The following is a 20,289-nucleotide window of genomic DNA, read 5'->3' on the forward strand; positions in this document are numbered from 1 at the left end:
GGCCTTCAAACCACGGTGACGACGACCCGCGACCACCACGAGGCCGGGCGCGATCGCAGTCCGTTCGATGCAGCGGTCGTCTGGGTGATCCGGCAGCCGTCGGACGTCGACGGGGGTCAGCGCGAGAGCAGGCCCCAGTCCTCGAGGCCCTCGTACAGCGGGACCTCGAGCGCCAACGCGGAGACGCGGGCGCGCAGCGCTGCGGTGTCGGCGGCCTTGCCCTGCGCGAGGGCGGTGCCGATGATGTCGGCGACCTCGGTGAACTCCTTCTCACCGAAGCCACGGCTGGCCAGGGCGGCCGTGCCGATCCGCAGGCCCGAGGTGACCATCGGCGGGCGCGGGTCGAAGGGGACGGCGTTGCGGTTGACGGTGATGCCGACCTCGTGCAGGAGGTCCTCGGCCTGTTGACCGTCGAGGTCACTGTTGCGCAGGTCGACGAGCACGAGGTGCACGTCGGTGCCGCCGGTGAGCACGGTGATGCCGGCGTCAGCGACGTCCTTACCGTTCAGCCGCTCGGCGAGGATCTTGGCACCGTCGAGCGTGCGCTGCTGCTTCTCCCGGAACTCCTCCGTGCCCGCGACCTTGAGCGCAACAGCCTTAGCGGCGATCACGTGCATGAGCGGGCCGCCCTGCTGGCCGGGGAAGACAGCGGAGTTGAGCTTCTTGGCCCACTCCTGCTTCGCCAGGATGATGCCGGAGCGGGGCCCGCCCAGCGTCTTGTGCACGGTGGAGCTGACGACATCGGCGTGCGGAACGGGACTGGGGTGCAGGCCCGCGGCGACGAGGCCGGCGAAATGCGCCATGTCGACCCAGAGGTGCGCGCCCACCTCGTCGGCGATGGAGCGGAAGGCGGCGAAGTCGAGCTGCCGCGGGTACGCCGACCAACCGGCGACGATGACCTTGGGCTGGGAATCGAGGGCGATCTTGCGCACCTCGTCCATATCGACCCGGTGGTCCTCCTTGGAGACGCCGTAGAAGACGTTCTCGTAGAGCTTGCCCGAGAAGTTCAGGCGCATGCCGTGGGTGAGGTGGCCGCCGTGCGCGAGGTCGAGGCCCATCAGGGTCTCGCCCGGCTCCATGAGGGCCTGCAGCACGGCCGCGTTCGCCTGTGCGCCGGAGTGCGGCTGGACGTTGGCGAAGTCGGCGCCGAACAGCTCCTTGGCACGGTTGCGGGCGAGGTCCTCCACCACGTCGACGTACTCGCAGCCGCCGTAGTAGCGACGCCCCGGGTAGCCCTCGGCGTACTTGTTGGTGAGCACGGAGCCCTGCGCCTGCAGCACTGCGCGCGGCACGAAGTTCTCCGAGGCGATCATCTCCAGCGTGTCGCGCTGCCGCGCGAGCTCGCCGTTCATGGCGGCCGCGACCTCGGGATCGAGTTCGGCCAGGGACGCGGAGTTCACGCTGGAATCGCTCATGCGGTCATCCTAAGCCGCGAGCTCCCGCCGCAGCGCAGACGGGGTGAGGGGCTCGTCGAGCAGCCTGCCGAACCGGTCCAGCCGCGCGGGCCCGGAATCGGCGCGATCGAGCCAGGTGCCCAGCAACGCGTAGCCCTCAACGTAGGTGCTGATGTACGCCCGCCACAGCGGCGAGCCGACGAAGCGCAGCGACTGCCGCGCGCTGCGCTCGGCCATGAGACCCCAGCGCTGCAGGTAAGCGGCCACGTCGTCCTCGCTGGCGCCGCGGTCGTGCAGCAGCAGCGCGGCGTCCTGCCGCACGTGGAGCAGGCCCGACGAGGCCGCCGCCATCCGCTCGGCGAGCTCCCCGTCGAAGGACAGACCGAGGTCGGCGTAGATCTCCTGCGCCCAGCGGCCCCAGCCGGGGCCGATCGCGGCATCGAGCGCGTGGTCGGCCAGGCCCTCCGCCATGAGGCACTGCGGGGTGTTGACCAGGAAGATGGTCTGCTCGGGTTGGTTCTCCCGCGCGACCAGCAGCTGTTCCTTGCGGCAGTGCTCAGTGTGATGGCCCGGGTAGGCCTCGTGCGCGATGAGATGCGGCAGCGAGGAGAGGTACTGCGGTAGGTCACCGTTGACCGCGACCCGCGAGGTGTAGTCGCCCAGGTAGTAGTTGAAGCCGGACCAGGGCTTGTCGTGCTCGATCTCGAACCGCACGGTCTCCGCCTCGGGCAGCGGATAGCGCCCGCGCACGACGTCCCGCAACGCGCCGGCCAGCGCGTCCACCACCTCGGGCACGCGCTCGGCGGGCACCAGGAAGCGGTCGCGCTGGGCCTGCATGCGGGGCTGGAGCGAGCCCGCCCCGGGCAGGATCTCGTCGAGCGCGGCGTGCGCCGCCTCGTAGTCGGCGGTGTCTCCCATGGCGATGTCGACGTCGAAGTAGGCCTTCACCTCGTCGACGAAGCCGATCGGCGCACCGTCGAACTTGCGCGCCGAGCACTCGAGCGCGGCGACGTGCCCGGCCAGGAATTCGCGCCGCGGCGCGGTGAGCGCGGTGTCGGCGGCGACGTCGCGCAGCAGGGTGTGGGCCTCGGCGGCGAGGCGGGCGGGTTCGGGCGCGTCCTCGGCCTCCACCGCCCGACGGTGCGCCGGGTCGCCGAAGTAGGCGTCCACGAAACCGGATTCGATGCGGTCGAACCGCAGGCCCAGCCGCAGGTAACGGTCGGTGACGCTCAGCTCCTCCATGCGTGCCAGACTAGAGGGCATGTCTGACGCGGGGTGCCTCGTCCGGTGAGCGAACCGAGCCCGTACATCGAGCTCGACCGCGCTCAGTGGCGCGAGCTCCGCCAGTCGACTCCGCTGTCGCTGACCGAAGCCGACCTGTCCGATCTCCGCGGCCTCGGCGAGCAGATCGACCTGGCCGAGGTCGCCGAGGTCTATCTCCCCGTCTCCCGCCTGATCCACCTGCAGGTGGCGGCGCGACAGCGGCTCTACGCCGCGACCGCGACCTTCCTCGGCGAGCAGCGGCACAATGCGCAGGTCCCCTTCGTCATCGGCGTCGCCGGCTCGGTGGCGGTCGGCAAGTCGACGACGGCCCGCGTGCTACAGGCGCTGCTCGCGCGCTGGGACTCGCACCCCCGGGTCGACCTGGTGACCACCGACGGCTTCCTGCACCCCACCGCGGAGCTGGAGCGCCGCGGCATCATGCACCGCAAGGGTTTCCCCGAGTCGTACGACCGCCGGGCCCTGCTGCGGTTCGTGACCACGGTGAAGTCGGGCGCGGAGGACGCGACGGCGCCCATGTACTCGCACCAGCTGTACGACATCGTCCCCGGCGAGTTCATCCACGTGCGCCGGCCCGACATCCTCATCGTGGAGGGCCTCAACGTGCTGCAGACCGGGCCGCGACTCATGGTCTCGGACTTGTTCGACTTCTCCGTGTACGTCGACGCGCGGATCGAGGACATCGAGCGCTGGTACGTCGATCGGTTCCTGTCCATGCGGACCACGTCGTTCGCGGACCCGGCCTCGCACTTCCACCACTACGCCGGACTCTCCGACACCGAGGCCCGCGACCGCGCCGAGGGCATCTGGGCGGGCATCAACCGCCCGAACCTGGTGCAGAACATCCTGCCCACCCGCCCGCGCGCGACGCTGGTGCTGCGCAAGGACTCCGATCATTCGATCAACCGGGTGCGGTTGCGCAAGCTCTGACGGTCCGCGCCCGGCCACGCACCGTCGCGCCTACGATCGGTCACCATGACCCGCCCCGGAGCCTCGCTGCCCGAACTCCTGCTGCAGGCGGGCGCGCGGGCGGACGTCGACGACGCCGACGCCGACGCGCACGTCTACCGCGCCGCGCTGCGCGTGCTGAGCCGCGAGGGCACGCGGCACACGACGGTGGAGAAGATCGCCGCCGAGGCGAAGATGAGCCGGATGACCCTGTTCCGGAGGTTCGGCTCCAAGGACGAGATCCTGGCCGCGGCTCTGGCGTGGACGCTGGGTCGACTGTTCACACAGACCGCAGAGGTGGTCGCGACGACCCCCGACATCCCGACGCGGATCGAGGAGGTCTTCGTGCTGTGCTGCCGGGCGGGTCGGGGCCTCGTTCCCGCGGATCCGCGGGAACGCGCGGAGCTGTTCGCCGACGAGCGACTCGACACCGTCCGCCACGGCATCGGTTTCGTCCGAGCGATGATCGTGCAGGAGCAGGAGGCCGGGACGATGCCGGGGGACGCGACCGACGTCCGCGCCGACGCCCTGGTCCGCCTGACCACGGCGTGCTTCGCCGTCTCCCCCGCCCCGTTCGATCTGGAGGACGACGATGCCGCGCGCGCCTACGCGCGCACGGCGCTCGTCCCACTCGTGCAGTGATCAGCCGAACGGGCAGCCGGCGGAGGGCGACGTGGCGCGCTGCTCCGGCGTGCGCTCACGCTGGAAAGCGGTGAAGTCCGGCAGGTCCCGCCGCTTCATGGCGCGCAGGGCGCGCGCCTTCCCGCGGGCGTAGTACGCGAGCGGCGTGTAGCCCACCCGCTCGGGGATCACCTTGTACGCCTGGCGGATCGCCGCGGTGACGGCGCGGTACGAGTACTCCTCGCGGCGCGTCCACCCCACACCCAGGATCTCGCGCACCTCGGGCTGCAGCACCCCCACGGTGAGCAGGTAGACGGCGCGGTTGACCGAGACGCCGATCGGCTTGAGTGCCGGCTCGACCGCCCTGAGGAACGGTCCCGCCTCCGGCGGCAGCGGCGGGTTGCCGTGCGCGAAATCGTCGAGGAACTGCAGCGCACCCGGGTGGGCGACGAGCTTGGGCAGCATGTCCTCGTAGTAGCTCGCGAAGGCGAGGGGTTCCCAGGGCACGGCACCGTCAGGCACCTGGACGATCGCGGCGAGCTTGCGCGAGTCATCGAAGAGTTCGCGGATCTCCGCGTCGGAGAGCGGGCGGCCGAGGCTGCGCGGCAGCGAGTCGATTCCCGTGATCGTGCCGGTCGCGATCACCCAGCCGTAGGCCTCCGGGTTGAGGGCGCTGATGTGCTTCCCTTCGGCGTTGCGCATCTGCAGCGGCTGGTGCTGCGCACGCAGCCGGTAGCCCTCCTCGATCGCCGCGTCCTCGCCGAAGTACCAGCGCTGCACCGAGTCCATCGAGCGGATCGCGCGGCCGACAGGGTCGGTGTAGGCGACGCTGAACTCCCCCACGATGTCGCCGATGACCGGGTGCATCAGCTGCATCACGAACGCGGCGCCGTTGATCGGCAAGAAGGACCACTGCCCCGCCACGGTCCCACCGATTCCCAGCGGGTCGATGAAGCGCGACTCCGGCCCGTACCGCTCGGGCGCGGTCGACACCGCCGGACGCTCTGCGAGTTCCGTCATTCTCCACCCTCCTGTTACGACTGATAATTAAATCGTAACAGCGTGTGGCGCGCATCACCAGGAATTGGTGATAGAAATTTCTCGATCACCACTCACAAGAGCGGTCGACGCAGGTCAGATCGGCTCTACGCCCCGAACCGACGGTGCCGGGCGGCGTAGTCGCGCAGCGCACGCAGGAAGTCGACCCGTCGGAACTCCGGCCAGTAGGCCTCCGTGAACCAGATCTCGCTGTAAGCGCTCTGCCACAGCAGGAAGCCGGAGAGCCGCTGCTCGCCCGACGTGCGGATCACCAGGTCGGGATCGGGCTGCCCCTTGGTGTACAGGTGCTGATCGATCCCCTCGACCGTGACCGCGTCCACGAGCTCCTGCCCCGACATCCCGTCGGCGAGCTCGCTGCGCAGCAGGGACTGCACGGCGTCGACGATCTCCTTGCGCCCCCCGTAGCCGACGGCCACGTTGACATGCGTGCCCGTGCGGCCCTTCGTCCCCTCAGCGGCGGCAGTGAGCCGGCGCGCGGCGTCGGGCGGCAGCAGGTCCATCGCGCCGACGATCTTCACGGACCAGTTCTTGTCCGGGCCGGAGATCTCCTCGACGACGTCGGTAATGATCTCCAGCAGCGCAGCGAGCTCGTCGGGATCGCGCTGCAGGTTCTCGGTCGAGAGCAGGTAGATGGTGGCGAGCTCGATACCGGCCTCGTCGCACCACTCCAGCATCTCGGCGATCTTCTTCGCGCCCATGCGGTAGCCGTGGCTCACGTCGCTGAACCCGGCCGCCCGGGCCCAGCGCCGGTTGCCGTCGCAGAGCACCGCCACATGGCGGGGCCGCTGCGCCCCATCGCGATAGGCGTTGGTGAGCTCGTTCACCAGCCGACGCTCGTAGAGCGCGTAGGCCGGCGAGACGAGCTTGCGGGCCGCGTCCGTGGGCAGCGACACTGGCAGTTTGGGGGCACTCACCACGCTGCAACCCTACAACCGGAACCTGAGACCCAGCCTCATTCGTGCGCGGTCGGCGTCAGTCGTGCGCCGCGTAGATCGCCGCCGCCAGCTCGGTGCGCAGGGCCTGGAACTCCGCGGTCGCGGTGACGGACGGATCGCGCACGGTGTCCGGTCCGTCGCCCGGCAGCTCGACCTTGCGGTCGATCACCACGCGACCGGGGCGGGCGCTCATCACCAGCACCCGGGTGCTCAGGAACACCGCCTCCTCCACCGAGTGGGTGATGAAGACGATGGTCTTGCCCGCCTCCCGCCAGATCTTCAGCAGGTCCACCTGCAGCCGCTCGCGGGTCAGCGCGTCGAGCGCGCCGTAGGGCTCGTCCATGAGCACGATCGCGGGATCGTTGACCAGCACGCGGGCGATCTGCGCGCGCTGCTGCATGCCACCGGACAGCTCGTAGGGTCGCTTGTCGCCGAAGTCGCCGAGGCCCACGAGATCCAGCAGCTTCTGCGCCTGCTCGCGCCGCTCGGTCTTGCCCACGCCGCTCACCTTGGGCCCGAACTCCACATTGCCGCGCACCGTCAGCCAGGGGTACAGGGTGGGGGCCTGGAAGACCACGCCCCGGTCGGCCGACGGTGCGCTCACCCGCGCGCCGCCGACCTCGACGACGCCCTCGGTGGGGTCCTCGAAGCCGGCGACGAGCCGCAGGAGGGTCGTCTTGCCGCAGCCCGACGGGCCGACGATGGAGACGAACTCGCCCGGCTCGATCGTGAGATCCGTCGGCTGCAGCGCGATGGTCTGGCCGCTCGCGGTGTCGTAGGTCTTGCCGACCCCCGTCAACTCGACGCGTTCGGTCCCGGTCACTTGGTAACCCCCTGTGCGGCTGCGGCGTAGACGCCGTCGGTGTAGTGCTGCGCCGGCGCGACGCCCTGGACCTGGCCCTGCTGGAGCAGGAATTCGGCGGTCCGGCGGATGTCGGCGCCGAGCTGCCCGCCGAGGTGGTCGGGGCCGCCCTGGGTCTTCGCGTCGAAGTAGGCGTAGCCCTTGATCTGCGTGAGGACCTGGTCCAGCGGCACGCCGAGCTGGCCGGCGATGTGCTCGGCGGCCTTGTTCGGGTCGGTGTTCAGCAGGTTCGCCGCCCAGCTCTGCGCGGCGGTCCAGGCCTTGAGGAAGGCCGGGTTGTTCTTCACGAAGTCGCCGCGCGCGCCCTCGAGGTCGTAGGTCGGCGCGCCCTGTTCGGCGACCTCGGCGCTCGTCGTGAGCACGGTGCCCTTGAGCTGGCTCAGCGTGGGCTCCCAGATGTAGGCCGCGTCGATCTGCCCACCACCCCACGCGCCGCGGATGGCGTCCGGCGCGAGGTTGATCACCTGCGCGTCGCTGACGCCGGCCTTGGCCAGCGCGGTCAGCAGGCTGTAGTGGGCGGTGGACGCGAAGGGCACCGCGATGCGCTTGCCCTTGAGATCGGCGACCGTCTTGATGCCGTCCCCGCGGGCGACGAGCGACTCCGCGGCCCCGATCCGGTCCTGGATCCAGATGACCTTCACGTCGATGTTCAGCGGCGCGCTGAGCGCCTTCGCGGCGGGCGCGCTGCCGAGCAGGCCCACGTCGAGGCTGTTGGCACCGAAGGCCTGGATCACATCGCCGCCGGAGGCGAACTTGCTCCACACGACGTTCACGTTGGGCAGACAGGTCGTGAGCAGGCCGGTGTCCTTGACGACGAGGTCGCCGTTCGGGATCTCCTGCCAGCCGATCCGGACGGTGCCCGTCACCGTCGGGTCCGGGTCGACCGGGCACGCCGTCGTCCCGCCGATGGAGCGGGACTGTTCGGCGCGGCCGGATTCGACGAGGCAGCCGGTCAGGGTGAGGCCGACGGTGCCGATCACGAGCGCCGTGCGCGCAAGACGCTTCAGGCGGTTCATGCCTTCCCCTTCCACGGGACGGCCAGCAGACCGATCCACTTGATGAGCGAGTCCAGCAACAGCGCGGTGACACCGATGACGATGATGCAGGCGATGGTCAGAGGGGTGTTGAGCTGCTGGCCGGCGAGGTAGGCGAGGCCGCCGATGCCGGGGATGCCGTTGTTGAGCTCGGCCGCGACGACGGTGGTCCATGCGAAGCCGACGGCGATGCGGATGCCGTTGATGACCTCGGGCAGCGTGGCCGGGACGATGACGCCGCGGATGGTCTGCAGGCGGTTCGCGCCGAGCGCGCGGGCCGCGTTGATCTGGTCGATGCTCACGCCCTGCACGCCGTTGACGGTGGAGATGGCGATGGCCGGGAAGGCCGCGAGGAAGAGCAGCCAGATCTTGCTGGTGTCGCCGATGCCGAACCACACGATGAGCAGGCCGATGTAACCCAGCGGCGGCAGCGCGCGCAGGAAGTTCAGGTAGGGCTCGATGATCGTGTTGATCGTCTTCGACGTGCCCATGGCGAAGCCGAGCAGCGGGCCGATGATGATCGCCGCGCCGACACCGGCGAAGATCCGCTGCAGGCTGGCCACCAGGTGCTCCCAGAGGAAGTAGTTCTGCTCACCGAGGACCTCGCGCGGCACGCCAGGCGCCACCTGGTGCCAGGTGCTGGCGCGCACCGCGGCGTCCCACACGGCCTTCGGCGTGGGCAGGAAGGTCTCGTCGATCAGCCGCAGCCCGCTCACCAGCCACCAGGCGGCGAGGAAGACGAGCAGCGCGACGATGCGCACGAGCCACGACCTGACCGCCAGCGGAAGCGGTTCGATGACGGCGTTCTTGACCCTCAGTAGCGGGGGCTCCCCGGCCATGAATTCCTCTCCGGCGCCCCAGTGGGCACACGAACAGGAAACTCTGTCAGGCGGCGGTTCGCATCGGAACCGTTCGAATCGCGGTGATCGTTAGGTGTGTCGGTGCACGGAGCGAGCGGCCACCCGTCGCGCGGCATAAGGGTGGCTCAGACGTTCCTCCGGTGCACGTTCCGAGCGGCAACCTGGTCTCGGGGCATGATCTGGATCGAGTCGATGTTGACATGCGGCGGGCGGGTGACGGTCCACGTCACGGCGTCGGCGATGTCGTCGGCGGTCAGGTTGTCTACGCCTTGATAGATCTTGTCGGCCGCGGCCTGATCCCCGCCGAGACGGACCACGGAGAATTCGGTCTCCACGAGGCCGGGATCGATCTCGATGACGCGGATCGGCTCACCCTTCAGCTCCAGGCGCAGCACGCGGGTCACCGCACGAGCGCCGTGCTTGGCGGCGTTGTAGCCGGCACCGGTCTCGTAGGCCTCCAGCGCGGCGACGGACCCGATGGTCACGACGCTCGCGGCCGGCGATGCCCGCAACTTGGGCAGCAGCGACTGGGTGACCCGCAGGATCGACAGCACGTTGATGTCGTACATGCGGGACCAGTCGGCCTCGTCGGCGGTCTCGATCCGATCGACGCCGAGTGCGCCGCCGGCGTTGTTGACCAGCACGTCGACCTTCTCGATCGCGTCGGTGAAGGCCTGCACCGAGGCCACGTCGGAGACGTCAAGCGGCAATGCGGTGACGATCCGCTCGGGATACTCGGCCTCGAGCTGCCGCTTGAGGTCCTCCAACCGCTCCACGCGGCGAGCTCCGATCACCACGTCGAACCCCGCGCGCACCAGGTGCCGCGCGGTAGCGGCCCCGATCCCGCTGCTCGCTCCGGTGACGACGGCGATTTCAGCCATACGTGTTCTCCATTCCCACGTCGATGCGGTGATGTTCCAGGTCGTGCAGGGCGTAGACGGCGAAGGAGTCGATCGTGAACGCGGAGCCGTTGGAGCGCAGGCCCGTCCGCGCCCAGTCATCATCGCCGACAGTGGCGTACGCCTGTGCGAAAGCGGCCGCCGCGTCCGCGAGCTCGTCGGCGACAGTGCTCGGGTCCTGCGCGTCGTACTCGTCCTCGACCGCGGTCACGTCCTGATCCCAATTCGCGAAGGTCGCGCCGTCGCGGGTGAGCATCAGGTTCAGCCGCTCCCGCATGATGAGGTGCACGTCGCGCAGGTGGCAGCCGTACTCGAGCACCGACCAGGTCCGCTCGTCGGGCCTGACGCGCGCATCGGGCCGCGCCAACGCGGCATCCCAGCCGATCGCCGACCGCGCGATGCGGTCGGCGACGTCCTCGCGACGGACCGTCGACGGGTCGAATCCGCAGGCCGGACACGCCCGCTCGATGACCCACGTCCAGTCTTTTGTGTCCGGTGTGATCGCCACGGCGATCAACCTACTCCCCGTTTCGAAACTCCAGGATTTCGGCGGGCCACACCACGATCCTGCCGCCGACGGCCGCAGAACCCGATTTTCAGAACACACCTCAGCGCAGCGCGGCCGCCAGGTCGTGCAGCACCGAGTCCGAGGTGCCGAAGTCCATGCACTTGTCCGTGACGGACTGTCCGTAGACCAGCGGGCCGGGGCCGGGCTGCTGCGCGCCGGCGACGAGGAAGGACTCGAGCATCACGCCGGAGATCCCCTTCTCCCCCGCGGCCAGGCGGGCCGCGATCTCGCGCGCGACCTCGGCCTGGCGGACGTGGTCCTTGCCCGAGTTGGCGTGCGAGCAGTCGACCATGAGCGAGTCCGCCAGGCCTGCCGTGACCAGCTTGTCCACGGCCGCCGACACCGAGGCGGTGTCGAAGTTCGGCCCACCGCGGCCGCCGCGCAGAATGACGTGGCAGTTGTCGTTGCCGACGGTCTCGACCACGGCTGCGGCGCCGTCGTCGTCGGTGCCGAAGAAGACGTGCCGGGCCGCGGCGGCCTGCACCCCGTCGATCGCGACGGAGACGTTGCCGTCGGTCGCGTTCTTGAAGCCGATCGGCATCGACAGGCCGGAGGCGAGCTGGCGGTGCACCTGCGACTCCGTGGTGCGGGCGCCGATCGCGCCCCAGGCGACGGTGTCGGCGATGTACTGCGGGCTGGTCGGCTCCAGGAACTCGCAGCCCACGGGCAGGCCGATCTCCAGGATGTCGAGCAGCAGCTGCCGGGCGACACGCAGGCCGCGGGGCACGTCGTAGCTCTCGTCCATACCGGGGTCGTTGATGAGGCCCTTCCACCCGACGGTGGTGCGCGGCTTCTCGAAGTACACGCGCATCACGACGAGCAACTCGTCGGCCAGCTCGTCCGCGATCGGCTTGAGCCGACGGGCGTAGTCGAGCGCGGCCTCGGGGTCGTGCACGGAGCAGGGGCCCACGACCACGAGGAGCCGCTGGTCGCGGCCCGCGATGACATCGGCGACCGCGGCGCGGTCGGCCTCGACCTGCGCGGCCAGACGGGGCGCGAGCGGCAGCTCGTCACGCAACTGCGCGGGCGAGGGGATCGCGTGGAACGCCGAGACCCGACGGTTCGATGTCGACGCCGGTGTATCGAGTTCGATGGTCATGAGAAACCTTCCTGGTGGCGGCACCAGATCCCTTCCGGTGCCATAGAAAAAGGCAGCGAGTGATCTCGCTGCCTTCGGCTCCGGGTTCGTACGGTCGGGATTATCCGCGCATGCGCGCATCACCGCCGACTCCACCCGGAGCCTCGGTAAAGCGCCAATACGCGTTCATACCCACGAGACAGACGTTAGCACATCCTTAGCGCGCCAATTCTGTGGCGAGCGTCTCACCGTCGGTGACCGGTAGGGAGCACACCGACCCGCGGCAGACATACGCGGCGGCGCGGCCATCGACGGGGCCGCGCCCCTCCAACAGCGGATGCGAATCCTTAGCTCCAGCAATGACTACCGCGCCGCCGGGGGCGAGACGGCGCGCCTCCGCCACCAGCGCGGCGGCTCCCGTCCCGTCGGCGATCGCGATCTGCAGTCCCGCCGCGGCCTGTTCGGCGACGGCGAGGTGGTGCCCCGCCCCGCGGGGCACCCGGCGGATGAGTTCGCCCGAGCGCGCCCGGGTGGCCGCAGCAAGCGGGGCGTAGCGCTCCCCGAGCAAGGCCTCGGCGTAGGTCAGGGCCTCGGCGATGAGGCTGGCGCCGGCGGGGGTGGCGCCATCCGCGGAATCCCGCGGGCGGGTCAGGAGCGCCTCGCCGTCCGACGGTGCGTCGTACCAGCTCCCATCCGCCGCAGGGTCGAGGAAACGCACGATCGCAGCGTCGAGGATCGCGGCCGCCGCTGCGGCCCAGTCGGACTCGTCCGTCCCTGAGCCGCCCGCGTGCTGCGCCAGCGCAAGCAAGCCTGTGACGAGCGCGGCGTAATCCTCCAGCATGCCGTCGGCCTCGCCTACCACGCCCCCGAGCGAGCTGCGGCGCAGTCGCGCACCATCCCAATGGGTTCCGAGCAGGTACCGCGCGACCGCCCCGGCTTCGCCGACCCGGCCGGCCTCCGCGAGAGCGGTGACCGCGAGGCCGTTCCAGACGGTGACCACCTTGTCATCGCGGCCGGGCTGCGGGCGCTGCGCACGCACGTCGTACAGCCGGCGACGCACGTCGGCGAGGCGCACCGCATCGGGCTCGCCATGCAGTTGCAGTGTGGACGTGCCGTGCTCGAAGGTGCCGCCCGGTGTGACAGCGAAAACCTCGGCGGCCCAGGCCCCGTCGGCCTCTCCGAGCACCTCGACGAGCTGGGCCGGCGTCCACACGTACGTGGCGCCCTCCACGCCGCGCCCGTCGACGACGGTGTCCGCGTCGAGCGAGGAAGCGAGCCCGCCGCCGTCGACGCCGAGGTCGCGGATCAGGAAGTCGGCGGTCTCGTCGGCCACCCGCAGCGCCAGTGGCGAGCCGGTGCGGCGCCCCAGGTGGGCGTAGAACCGGAGCAGAAGGGCGTTGTCGTACAGCATCTTCTCGAAGTGCGGAACCACCCAGTCGGCGTCCACGGCGTAGCGGGCGAAGCCGCCGGCGAGCTGGTCGTAGATGCCGCCGCGGGCCATCGCCTCGGCGCAGCGCACGGCGACGCCGTAGGAGGCGGGGTCCCCGGTGCGCTCATGGTGCCGCAGCAGGGCCTCGACGGTGGCCGACGGAGGGAACTTCGGCGCGCGACCGAAACCGCCCGACGGGTCCTCGTCGGCGCAGATGACGCGGACCGCCCCGTTCAGGTCATCGGCGGAGGGCGCGGCACCGTCGGGCAGGCCGGCGGAGGCCTGCCGCAGGTGCGCGGCAACCTGCCCAGAGACGCGGCCGACCTCGTCGCGCCAGTCGCGCCAGGTGTCGGTGATGGCCTCGAGGAGCTGAGGGAAGCTGGCCTGACCGTTCCGCGGCTCCGGCGGGTAGTAGGTCCCGCAGTAGAAGGGCTCACCGGACGGGGTGAGGAAGCAGGTCATGGGCCAACCGCCCTGGCCGGTCATGGCGACGGTGGCGTTCATGTAGATCGCGTCGAGATCGGGGCGCTCCTCGCGGTCGACCTTGATGCAGACGAAGTCGGCATTCATCTGCGCCGCGATGGCCTCGTTCTCGAAGGACTCGTGCGCCATGACGTGGCACCAATGGCACGCGGCGTAACCGATCGACAGCAGGATCGGCACGTCGCGCTCGGCGGCCTCCGCCAGCGCGGCCTCGCTCCACTCCTGCCAGTGCACCGGGTTGTCCGCGTGCTGGCGCAGGTACGGGCTGGTGGATGCGCCGAGACGGTTCATGTCCCCATCCTGCCTCAGACCGCCGACCCGGCGCGTGGTCGACGAGCGGCGACTATGCGTGAGCCCTCACTACGTCACCAATGTGTAGACCGTCGCGCTCCCGACCTTCGTCGCGGTGAAGTTCTTCTCCACCCAGCTCTGGATCTCGGACTTCCCGCCGCCGGGGCGGAAGCCGCCGGAGGCAACGTAGTAGGAGATCTTCCCGTCCTTCACCCACTGCTGGAACTGCGCGAGCGTGGGCGCAGGGTCGGAGCCGCTGAACCCGCCGATCGCGATCACCGGCCGACCGGAGTTCAGCTGCAGCGAGCCCTGGCTCTGCGCACCGCTGACCGCGGCCGCCCACTGCGTCGTGGTGCCCTTGAGCAGCGCGACCAGCTCGGCATTCGATGCTTCGCCGCCGGGCCGGGCGCCCCCGTCGCGCGCACCGTCGGGCAGTTCGACTCCCGCCGGCAGCTCGATCTGCGTCCCGCCGCCCGACGGTGCCCTCCCCTCGCGCCCGCCACCCGGCCCGCCGAACATGTCGCCGGACTTCGCGGTCTTGACTGCGGTCGGCACGCCGCCGCTGTGCGCGGTACCCGCTGTCGAGAACGAGAACGCCGCCGTCGCAACACCACCGGCGAGCAGCGCGAGCACCAACGCGGCCGCCGCCGCACGCACGACCCGCTGTCGGGTCACGACCAGTGCGCCGATCGCCGCCACCACCAGGACGCCGACGACGATCCCCAACGCCGGCCAGGCGTATCCGGCCCGCCAGGCGCGAACAATGCCCCAGCCGCCGGCGGCCACTACCAGAGCGACCACGGCGAGCGTGCCCGACACCGTCGACCTGCGGCTCCACGCGACGGCCGCACCCCCGCCCACGAGCACCGCGATCGCCGGAACCAGAGCCACGGTGTAGTACGGGTGCACGGTGCCGCTCATGTACGAGAAGACCACGCCCGTCACCACCAGCCAGGTGCCGAAGACGGTGAGCCCCAGCGCGAGATCACGATCCAGGCGACGCCGCGCCACCAGCACAAGCCCGATCACCAGCACGAGCAGCGCCGCCGGCAGCAGCCACGAGATCTCGTTGCCGAACTCGTTGCTGAACAGTCGCGCGAGGCTGGGCGTGCCGCCGAAGGACGTGCCCGTGGCGCCGTTTCCGCCCGGCCCACCGCCGCCGAAGCCACCGGAACCGGAGCCGCCGCTGTTCCCGACGATCCGCGCCAGCCCGTTGTAGCCGAGCACCAGATCCATGAAGGTGCCGTCCTTCGAGCCGCCGATGTACGGCCGCGACGACGCGGGCCACAGCACCGTCAGCAGCACGTACCAGCCGGCCGAGACGACCACGGCGACGACACCCAGCGCCAGGTCCCGCGACCGTCGCAGCCACGAGGTCGGCGCGAACAGCAGGTACGCGAGCCCGAAGCCGGGCAGCACCAACAGGCCCTGCAGCATCTTGGTGAGGAAGGCGAAGCCGAGCAGCGCGCCGCACGCCACGAGCCACCGCCACGACGCTGCCTGGCACGCCCGCACGGTGCAGTAGGCGGCTGCGGTCATGAGGAGCACCAGCAGGGCGTCGGGGTTGTTGAACCGGAAGATGAGGACCGCCGCCGGGGTCAGGGCGCACACGGCGCCGGCCAGGAGCGCGCCGCCGGTCGCGACCCGATCCTCCAACGAACCGAGAAGCCGCCGCGTCGTCAGGTACACCAGCCCGACGGTGCCCACGCCCATCAGGGCCTGCGGCAGCAAGATCGACCATGACGAGAGCCCGAAGACGCGGACGAACAGGCCGGTCACCCACAGCGCCGCGGGCGGCTTGTCGACGGTGATCACGTTGCCCGGGTCGAGCGAGCCGAACAGCCAGGCCTTCCAGCTCAGCCCGCCGGCCTGCGCCGCGGCGGCGTAGAAGTCGTTGCCGTAGCCGCTGATCGAGAGGTTCCAGCAGTACAGCAGCGCCGTGGCGGCGAGCAGAGCGGTCACGGCACAGCGCCGCGGAGTCATGTACTTCACGGAAGCCACCCTCGCGGACGGAACTGCGTGCCCCCGGCCCTGAGCCTGGGAGGTCGCTGTGAGGGCTCCTACCGGGGCGCGTCGCCCCGGGCACCGTCGGATCCGCCCGACGGTCCGCCGTCTCCCTTGGTGAGCGAGGCCCCGTCGGCCTCGATCCCCGCGTGGTCGGTGCCGCCGGCCTCGTCGCCCTCGCCGGGCGCCTCGTCGTCGAAGGACTCGGGGAGGTTCTTGACGTGCTTGTTCATCGAGCGGATGAGCAGGAAGGTCACCGCCAGCAGTGCAACGATCACGGCCAGGCCTAGCGGGCCCGACTTGCCGAACTCCGGCCCCTTGGGCTTCTGCGGGTCCTGGGCCAGGATCGCGACGTCGGTGGCGAGCTGCAGTAGCGGTCCCATCACTTCTCGATCCCGCTGAACAGGTCCTTCTCGGGCATCCTGCTGCTCACAGTGGTCTTCGCCAACTCGTACTCCTCGGTCGGCCACAGGCGCTGCTGCCACTCCATCGGCACCGCGAAGAAGGGGCCGTTGGGGTCGATCTGGGTGGCGTGCGCGCGCAGCGCGTCGTCGCGCACGGGGAAGTACTCGCCGCACTCGACCTGCGTGGTCACGCGGGCCATCATGTCGTTCTTCTCGTCCTTCCACCGGGCGAGCCACTCGGTGTAGGGGTTCTCGAGGCCGTTCTTCTCGAACTCGTCGGCGAAGGCCTGGAACTTGCCGCGCAGGAAGCCGTGGCTGTAGTAGATCTTCGAGATCTGCCAGGGCTCGCCGGCGTCGGGGAACTGCGCGGGATCGGCCGCTGCCTCGTAGGCCGCCATCGAGACGGTGTGGGTCATGATGTGGTCCGGATGCGGGTAGCCGCCGTTCTCGTCGTACGTGATCATCACGTGCGGGCGGAACTCGCGGATCAGGCGCACCAGCGTCTCCGTCGGCACCTCCACCGGCTCCAGCGCGAAACAGCCGTCGGGGAGCGGCGGCAGCGGGTCGCCCTCGGGCAGCCCCGAGTCGACGAACCCGAGCCAGCGATGCTCGACGCCCAGGATGGTGGCGGCCTTGGCCATCTCCTCGCGGCGCACCTCGGGCAGGCGGTCCTTGACGCCCGCGACGTCCATCGCGGGGTTGAGGATGTCGCCCCGTTCGCCGCCCGTGAACGTCGCGACCAGCACGTCGTTCCCCTCGGCCGCGTACCGCGCCATGGTGGCGGCGCCCTTGCTCGACTCGTCGTCCGGGTGCGCGTGAACGGCAAGGAGGCGGTATCCGGTCATGACCCCCAGTGTTCCACGATCGGGCGCGGGCACGCCGCGCCGGGTGTGCTTCGATGGATGCATGTCGACCGCCCCCGTCCGCCCCTCCGATCGCTATCCCGACGAGCGCGATCCCGCGCGCACCCGTCGCATCGGACTCATCGGGCTGGTGGTGGTCGTGATCCTCGGCGTGGGCCTCGCGTGGATGGGCTACCAGAAGTTCTCGCGGCAGCCCGTCACCGGCGAGACCGCGGGCTACGAGGTACTGTCCGATTCGGCGGTGGATGTGCAGGTCACCGTGACTCGTACCGACCCGCAGCAGGCGGTCAGCTGCATCGTCTACGCCAAGAACAAGGCGGGCGACGAGATCGGCCGCCGCGAGTTCTACGTCGCGCCGTCGCCGGACCCCGTCGTGGTGGTCAGCAGCGAGGTGCGCACCACCGAACCGCCCGCCGTCGGCGACGTCTTCGGTTGCGGAACGAACGTGCCCGCGTATCTTGACCGTGCGTGAGCACTGAAACCACTCCCGAGTCTGGGCGGCCGGCCCGCAACCGCGGTCCGGCCTTCGCCACAGTCAGCAGTTACTACTTCCCCATGCTCGTCGGCCTGTTCGTCGGCGTCATGATCATCAGCAACATCACGGGCACCAAGGCCGTGCTGTTCGCGCCGTCGCTGCACGTCGAGATCCTCGGCCTGCAGATAGACGGCATCGCCACCGACGGCGCCTTCTACCTCTTCCCCCTCGCCTACGTCCTCGGTGACGTGATCTCCGAGGTCTACGGCTTCCGCGCCATGCGGCGCGTGATCGTCACGGGCTTCGCGATCCTCGCGCTCGCGGCACTCTGCTTCTGGGTCACCACGCTCCTGCCGCCCGCCCCTGGTTGGCCCAACGACGAGGCCTTCAAGACCGTCGCGGGCGTGGTCCCACGGTTCCTGATCGCCGGTCTCGCGGGCTACCTGGTGGGCGAATTCATGAACTCCTGGGTCCTGGTGCGGATGAAGGCCTGGACGGGCGAGAAGCACCTGTGGTCGCGCCTGCTCGGCTCCACCGTCGTCGGCGAGTTCTTCGACACCCTCGTCTTCTGTTCCATCGCCGCGCCCGCGCTCGGCTTCACCTCCCCGGGCCAGTTCCTCAACTACCTGATCCTGGGATTCGTGTGGAAGACGCTGGTCGAGATCCTCATCATGCCGCTGAGCTACGCGCTGTGCGGCTTCCTCAAGCGCCGGGAGCCCACCTACCAGCAGGCTCTGCAGGCCGCCTGATCCGAATACCCGCTTCCGTTTCCCATGCTAGAATCAGCGGATACACGGTTCCGGATGGAGCCGTGTATTGCTGCATTTACGGGCCCCGGGTTCCGTTTCGGGGCCGGCCGGCTGTGGAATGTGATTCCGCAGCGGGCCGCCGACTACGAAGAAGGACGAAGAAATGACGGACACTCAGGTGACGTGGTTGACCCCCGAGTCCCACGAGCGCCTCAAGCACGAGTTGGACGCCTTGATCGCCAACCGCCCCGTCATCGCCGCCGAGATCAATGAGCGTCGCGAAGAGGGCGATCTCAAGGAGAACGGCGGCTACCACGCCGCGCGCGACGAGCAGGGCCAGCAGGAGGCGCGTATCCGCCAGCTGCAGGAACTCCTCAACAACGCGAAGGTCGGCGAGGCCCCGACGCAGTCCGGAGTAGCGCTCCCCGGCTCGGTCGTGAAGGTCTACTACGACGGCGACGAGAAGGACACCGAGACCTTCCTCATCGCAACGCGCGAGGAGGGCGGGGGCGACGGTGAGCTGGAGATCTACTCCCCCAACTCCCCGCTCGGCGCGGCCCTGATCGACGCGAAGGTCGGCGAGACCCGCGAATACACGATCCCCAGCGGCGCGGTCGTCAAGGTCACCCTGGTCAGCGCGGAGCCCTACCACTCCTGAGCTCCCCAGCACCGTCGAAAGCGGGCCCGCCCCAATGGGGACGGGCCCGCTTTCGCGTATCGGGGGGCCGCTGCTATCCGGCGCGGCTGCTCTGGAGCTGGCTGACGGTGACGAAGGCGAAGCCCTGGTCGCCGAGTTGCGTCATCATGCGGTCCATCGCCGCCGCCGACGAGACGAAGGTGTCGTGCAGCATCACGATCTGCCCTGGCTTCACCTTCAGCAGCACCTGCGTCAAGCCGTCGGGATCACCCTGGTAGTTGTAGTCCATCGAATCCAGGTCCCAGAGGACCTGCGTCAGCCCCAACCGCTTGCCGGTCTCGACCACCGACGTCGACGTGTGCCCGCCCATCGGCCGGAACAGCGTGGGAACGCTGCCCACGGAGCTGCGGATCGCGTCGTTGGTCTGCTGCAACTGCGCGGTGCTGTCGGTCTCGGACAGCGTCGTCATGTCCGGCTGAGTCCACGTGCCGTTGGCGACCTCGTTCCCGGTGCCGGCGATCGCGGTCATGATGTCGGGGTTGAGGCCCACCTGCGCGCCGGTCACGAAGAACGTGCCCTTAGCGCCGTGATTGTCGAGGATCTGCAGGAACTGCCTGGTCGCGGGGCCGGGGCCGCCGGAGAAGGTCAGCGCGACGCACTTGCTCTTCGCGCAGTCGACGCTGCCGTCCGGCAGGTACACGGGCTTGGTCACGGGCTTTGCGGCCGCCTGCGGGGCGGGCGCGGGGGTCGACGTGCCGCCGCCCTGGCCCGACGGTCCGCCCTCGCCCCGATTCGCTGCGTCGCCGCCGGCCGCGGCGGGCGCAGGCGGGACCGCGGGGGCGGTCGGCCCGCCGACGGTGGGCTGGGGCTTCGCGGGCGCGTTCGGTGGCGGCACCACGACGGTCATCGTGGCCGGAGCCTGCGGCGACGGGGGCACGGTGGTCTGCCCGGGCGGTAGAGCCCCGGGGTTGATCCCGGCGCTGGGTTTCGCGGAGGCGCCCGACGGGGCCGACGGCAGCGGGTCGAAGGTGAGGCTCGAACCCAATCGGCTCGTATCGCCGCCGGTCACACCGCACCCGACCGCGACGGCAGCCGCGATCACGAGGGCACTCCCCGCGACCGCGTAGTTGCGGACCTTCCGGCTCTGCTTCGGCCTCAAGAACTCACTCCAGCCACTTGTGTCACGTTTTACAACAATAGCCACTTTAGTCCCACGAACCCTGAAGGGGAAGTCGAAGGTTCAGATGGTGACCGAGTCGTTACTCCGGGCGGCCACCTGTGCGGTCGCGGAACGGACATCTTTCGAAGCGTTCTGCGACGGATCGCGCCTCGAACATCGCAGAACGCCTCGAAAGATGCGGCCACGCCTGCCTAAGGCGCGGACAAGGAGCCGACAAGGACGGCGACGGACCATC

At 69.9% G+C, this 20,289-nt stretch carries 20 protein-coding genes; 5 read left to right on the top strand and 15 right to left on the bottom strand.

Going from position 1 to position 20,289, the window contains the following annotated elements; genetic code table 11:
• Nucleotides 1–116 precede the first annotated feature (116 nt).
• Both glyA and HNP44_RS12270 read right to left on the bottom strand, forming a co-directional pair.
• Nucleotides 117–1,415, bottom strand: a complete 1,299-nt coding sequence (glyA, locus tag HNP44_RS12265; RefSeq protein WP_259140655.1) for a serine hydroxymethyltransferase — start codon at nt 1,413–1,415, stop codon at nt 117–119.
• Between the two features lie 9 nt (nt 1,416–1,424).
• On the bottom strand, nt 1,425–2,636 hold the full coding sequence (locus HNP44_RS12270) for a DUF885 domain-containing protein (RefSeq protein ID WP_259140656.1): 1,212 nt from the start codon (nt 2,634–2,636) through the stop codon (nt 1,425–1,427).
• A 33-nt stretch (nt 2,637–2,669) separates the two neighbouring features.
• Here HNP44_RS12270 and coaA point away from each other — a divergent pair, with 33 nt between their 5' ends.
• Together coaA and HNP44_RS12280 are read left to right on the top strand one after the other, a co-directional pair.
• Nucleotides 2,670–3,605: a type I pantothenate kinase gene (coaA, locus tag HNP44_RS12275; protein ID WP_068524428.1), complete on the top strand. Its 936-nt coding sequence runs from the start codon at nt 2,670–2,672 to the stop codon at nt 3,603–3,605.
• A gap of 45 nt (nt 3,606–3,650) precedes the next feature.
• Complete coding sequence (locus tag HNP44_RS12280; protein WP_259256885.1) at nt 3,651–4,265, top strand: TetR/AcrR family transcriptional regulator; 615 nt, start codon at nt 3,651–3,653, stop codon at nt 4,263–4,265.
• Here the strand turns inward: HNP44_RS12280 and HNP44_RS12285 are convergent, their stop codons facing one another.
• The 12 genes from HNP44_RS12285 to mca all read right to left on the bottom strand — a co-directional run bounded on the left by HNP44_RS12285 (nt 4,266) and on the right by mca (nt 16,995).
• Nucleotides 4,266–5,264, bottom strand: a complete 999-nt coding sequence (locus tag HNP44_RS12285) for an oxygenase MpaB family protein (protein WP_259140658.1) — start codon at nt 5,262–5,264, stop codon at nt 4,266–4,268.
• Between the two features lie 125 nt (nt 5,265–5,389).
• Nucleotides 5,390–6,190, bottom strand: a complete 801-nt coding sequence (locus HNP44_RS12290) for an isoprenyl transferase (RefSeq protein WP_224645925.1) — start codon at nt 6,188–6,190, stop codon at nt 5,390–5,392.
• Nucleotides 6,191–6,275: 85 nt separating this feature from the next.
• Nucleotides 6,276–7,061, bottom strand: coding sequence for an ABC transporter ATP-binding protein (locus HNP44_RS12295; protein ID WP_259140659.1), 786 nt, complete (start codon nt 7,059–7,061; stop codon nt 6,276–6,278).
• Nucleotides 7,058–8,116, bottom strand: coding sequence for a taurine ABC transporter substrate-binding protein (locus HNP44_RS12300; protein ID WP_259140660.1), 1,059 nt, complete (start codon nt 8,114–8,116; stop codon nt 7,058–7,060). The genes HNP44_RS12295 and HNP44_RS12300 overlap by 4 nt, the downstream gene beginning before the upstream one ends.
• Entirely contained in the window at nt 8,113–8,973 is an 861-nt protein-coding gene (locus tag HNP44_RS12305) for an ABC transporter permease (protein WP_259140661.1), read from the bottom strand. The genes HNP44_RS12300 and HNP44_RS12305 overlap by 4 nt, the downstream gene beginning before the upstream one ends.
• A gap of 146 nt (nt 8,974–9,119) precedes the next feature.
• A complete protein-coding gene (locus HNP44_RS12310) occupies nt 9,120–9,875 on the bottom strand; it encodes an SDR family NAD(P)-dependent oxidoreductase (protein WP_259140662.1) in 756 nt (251 codons plus the stop codon).
• A complete protein-coding gene (locus tag HNP44_RS12315; RefSeq protein ID WP_259140663.1) occupies nt 9,868–10,401 on the bottom strand; it encodes a DinB family protein in 534 nt (177 codons plus the stop codon). Before HNP44_RS12315 ends, HNP44_RS12310 begins: the two co-directional genes overlap by 8 nt.
• Before the next feature lie 100 nt (nt 10,402–10,501).
• Nucleotides 10,502–11,560: a 3-deoxy-7-phosphoheptulonate synthase gene (locus HNP44_RS12320; protein ID WP_259140665.1), complete on the bottom strand. Its 1,059-nt coding sequence runs from the start codon at nt 11,558–11,560 to the stop codon at nt 10,502–10,504.
• 196 nt (nt 11,561–11,756) lie between these two features.
• Nucleotides 11,757–13,742, bottom strand: a complete 1,986-nt coding sequence (locus tag HNP44_RS12325) for a thioredoxin domain-containing protein (protein WP_259140667.1) — start codon at nt 13,740–13,742, stop codon at nt 11,757–11,759.
• Between the two features lie 69 nt (nt 13,743–13,811).
• On the bottom strand, nt 13,812–15,725 hold the full coding sequence (locus tag HNP44_RS12330; protein ID WP_259141167.1) for an ArnT family glycosyltransferase: 1,914 nt from the start codon (nt 15,723–15,725) through the stop codon (nt 13,812–13,814).
• A 77-nt stretch (nt 15,726–15,802) separates the two neighbouring features.
• A complete protein-coding gene (locus HNP44_RS12335; protein WP_259140669.1) occupies nt 15,803–16,129 on the bottom strand; it encodes a hypothetical protein in 327 nt (108 codons plus the stop codon).
• Nucleotides 16,129–16,995 carry a mycothiol conjugate amidase Mca gene (gene mca / locus HNP44_RS12340; protein WP_259140670.1) on the bottom strand — a complete coding sequence of 289 codons (867 nt, stop codon included), beginning with the start codon at nt 16,993–16,995 and terminating at the stop codon, nt 16,129–16,131. Before mca ends, HNP44_RS12335 begins: the two co-directional genes overlap by 1 nt.
• 61 nt (nt 16,996–17,056) lie before the next feature.
• Here mca and HNP44_RS12345 point away from each other — a divergent pair, with 61 nt between their 5' ends.
• From HNP44_RS12345 to greA, 3 genes are all read left to right on the top strand, one after another.
• Complete coding sequence (locus HNP44_RS12345; RefSeq protein ID WP_224645833.1) at nt 17,057–17,485, top strand: DUF4307 domain-containing protein; 429 nt, start codon at nt 17,057–17,059, stop codon at nt 17,483–17,485.
• Nucleotides 17,482–18,237 carry a queuosine precursor transporter gene (locus tag HNP44_RS12350; RefSeq protein ID WP_259140675.1) on the top strand — a complete coding sequence of 252 codons (756 nt, stop codon included), beginning with the start codon at nt 17,482–17,484 and terminating at the stop codon, nt 18,235–18,237. Before HNP44_RS12345 ends, HNP44_RS12350 begins: the two co-directional genes overlap by 4 nt.
• A gap of 163 nt (nt 18,238–18,400) precedes the next feature.
• The gene (gene greA / locus HNP44_RS12355; protein WP_068524412.1) at nt 18,401–18,895 is read left to right on the top strand and encodes a transcription elongation factor GreA; all 495 of its coding nucleotides are present in this window, start codon (nt 18,401–18,403) and stop codon (nt 18,893–18,895) included.
• 73 nt (nt 18,896–18,968) lie between these two features.
• Here the strand turns inward: greA and HNP44_RS12360 are convergent, their stop codons facing one another.
• Nucleotides 18,969–20,033 carry a polysaccharide deacetylase family protein gene (locus tag HNP44_RS12360; RefSeq protein WP_259140678.1) on the bottom strand — a complete coding sequence of 355 codons (1,065 nt, stop codon included), beginning with the start codon at nt 20,031–20,033 and terminating at the stop codon, nt 18,969–18,971.
• Between the last annotated feature and the right edge of the window lie 256 nt (nt 20,034–20,289).

It is taken from the genome of Tsukamurella ocularis (genome assembly GCF_024807615.1).
GTDB classification, from domain to species: Bacteria; Actinomycetota; Actinomycetes; order Mycobacteriales; family Mycobacteriaceae; genus Tsukamurella; species Tsukamurella ocularis.

Excerpts from the sequence above, each read along its gene's own strand:
- glyA (WP_259140655.1), bottom strand. The coding sequence starts at position 1,415 with ATGAGCGATTCCAGCGTGAACTCCGCGTCCCTGGCCGAACTCGATCCC.
- HNP44_RS12270 (WP_259140656.1), bottom strand. The coding sequence starts at position 2,636 with ATGGAGGAGCTGAGCGTCACCGACCGTTACCTGCGGCTGGGCCTGCGG.
- HNP44_RS12280 (WP_259256885.1), top strand. The coding sequence starts at position 3,651 with ATGACCCGCCCCGGAGCCTCGCTGCCCGAACTCCTGCTGCAGGCGGGC.
- HNP44_RS12285 (WP_259140658.1), bottom strand. The coding sequence starts at position 5,264 with ATGACGGAACTCGCAGAGCGTCCGGCGGTGTCGACCGCGCCCGAGCGG.
- HNP44_RS12300 (WP_259140660.1), bottom strand. The coding sequence starts at position 8,116 with ATGAACCGCCTGAAGCGTCTTGCGCGCACGGCGCTCGTGATCGGCACC.
- HNP44_RS12305 (WP_259140661.1), bottom strand. The coding sequence starts at position 8,973 with ATGGCCGGGGAGCCCCCGCTACTGAGGGTCAAGAACGCCGTCATCGAA.
- HNP44_RS12310 (WP_259140662.1), bottom strand. The coding sequence starts at position 9,875 with ATGGCTGAAATCGCCGTCGTCACCGGAGCGAGCAGCGGGATCGGGGCC.
- HNP44_RS12320 (WP_259140665.1), bottom strand. The coding sequence starts at position 11,560 with ATGACCATCGAACTCGATACACCGGCGTCGACATCGAACCGTCGGGTC.
- HNP44_RS12325 (WP_259140667.1), bottom strand. The coding sequence starts at position 13,742 with ATGAACCGTCTCGGCGCATCCACCAGCCCGTACCTGCGCCAGCACGCG.
- HNP44_RS12330 (WP_259141167.1), bottom strand. The coding sequence starts at position 15,725 with ATGACTCCGCGGCGCTGTGCCGTGACCGCTCTGCTCGCCGCCACGGCG.
- HNP44_RS12335 (WP_259140669.1), bottom strand. The coding sequence starts at position 16,129 with ATGGGACCGCTACTGCAGCTCGCCACCGACGTCGCGATCCTGGCCCAG.
- mca (WP_259140670.1), bottom strand. The coding sequence starts at position 16,995 with ATGACCGGATACCGCCTCCTTGCCGTTCACGCGCACCCGGACGACGAG.
- HNP44_RS12345 (WP_224645833.1), top strand. The coding sequence starts at position 17,057 with ATGTCGACCGCCCCCGTCCGCCCCTCCGATCGCTATCCCGACGAGCGC.
- greA (WP_068524412.1), top strand. The coding sequence starts at position 18,401 with ATGACGGACACTCAGGTGACGTGGTTGACCCCCGAGTCCCACGAGCGC.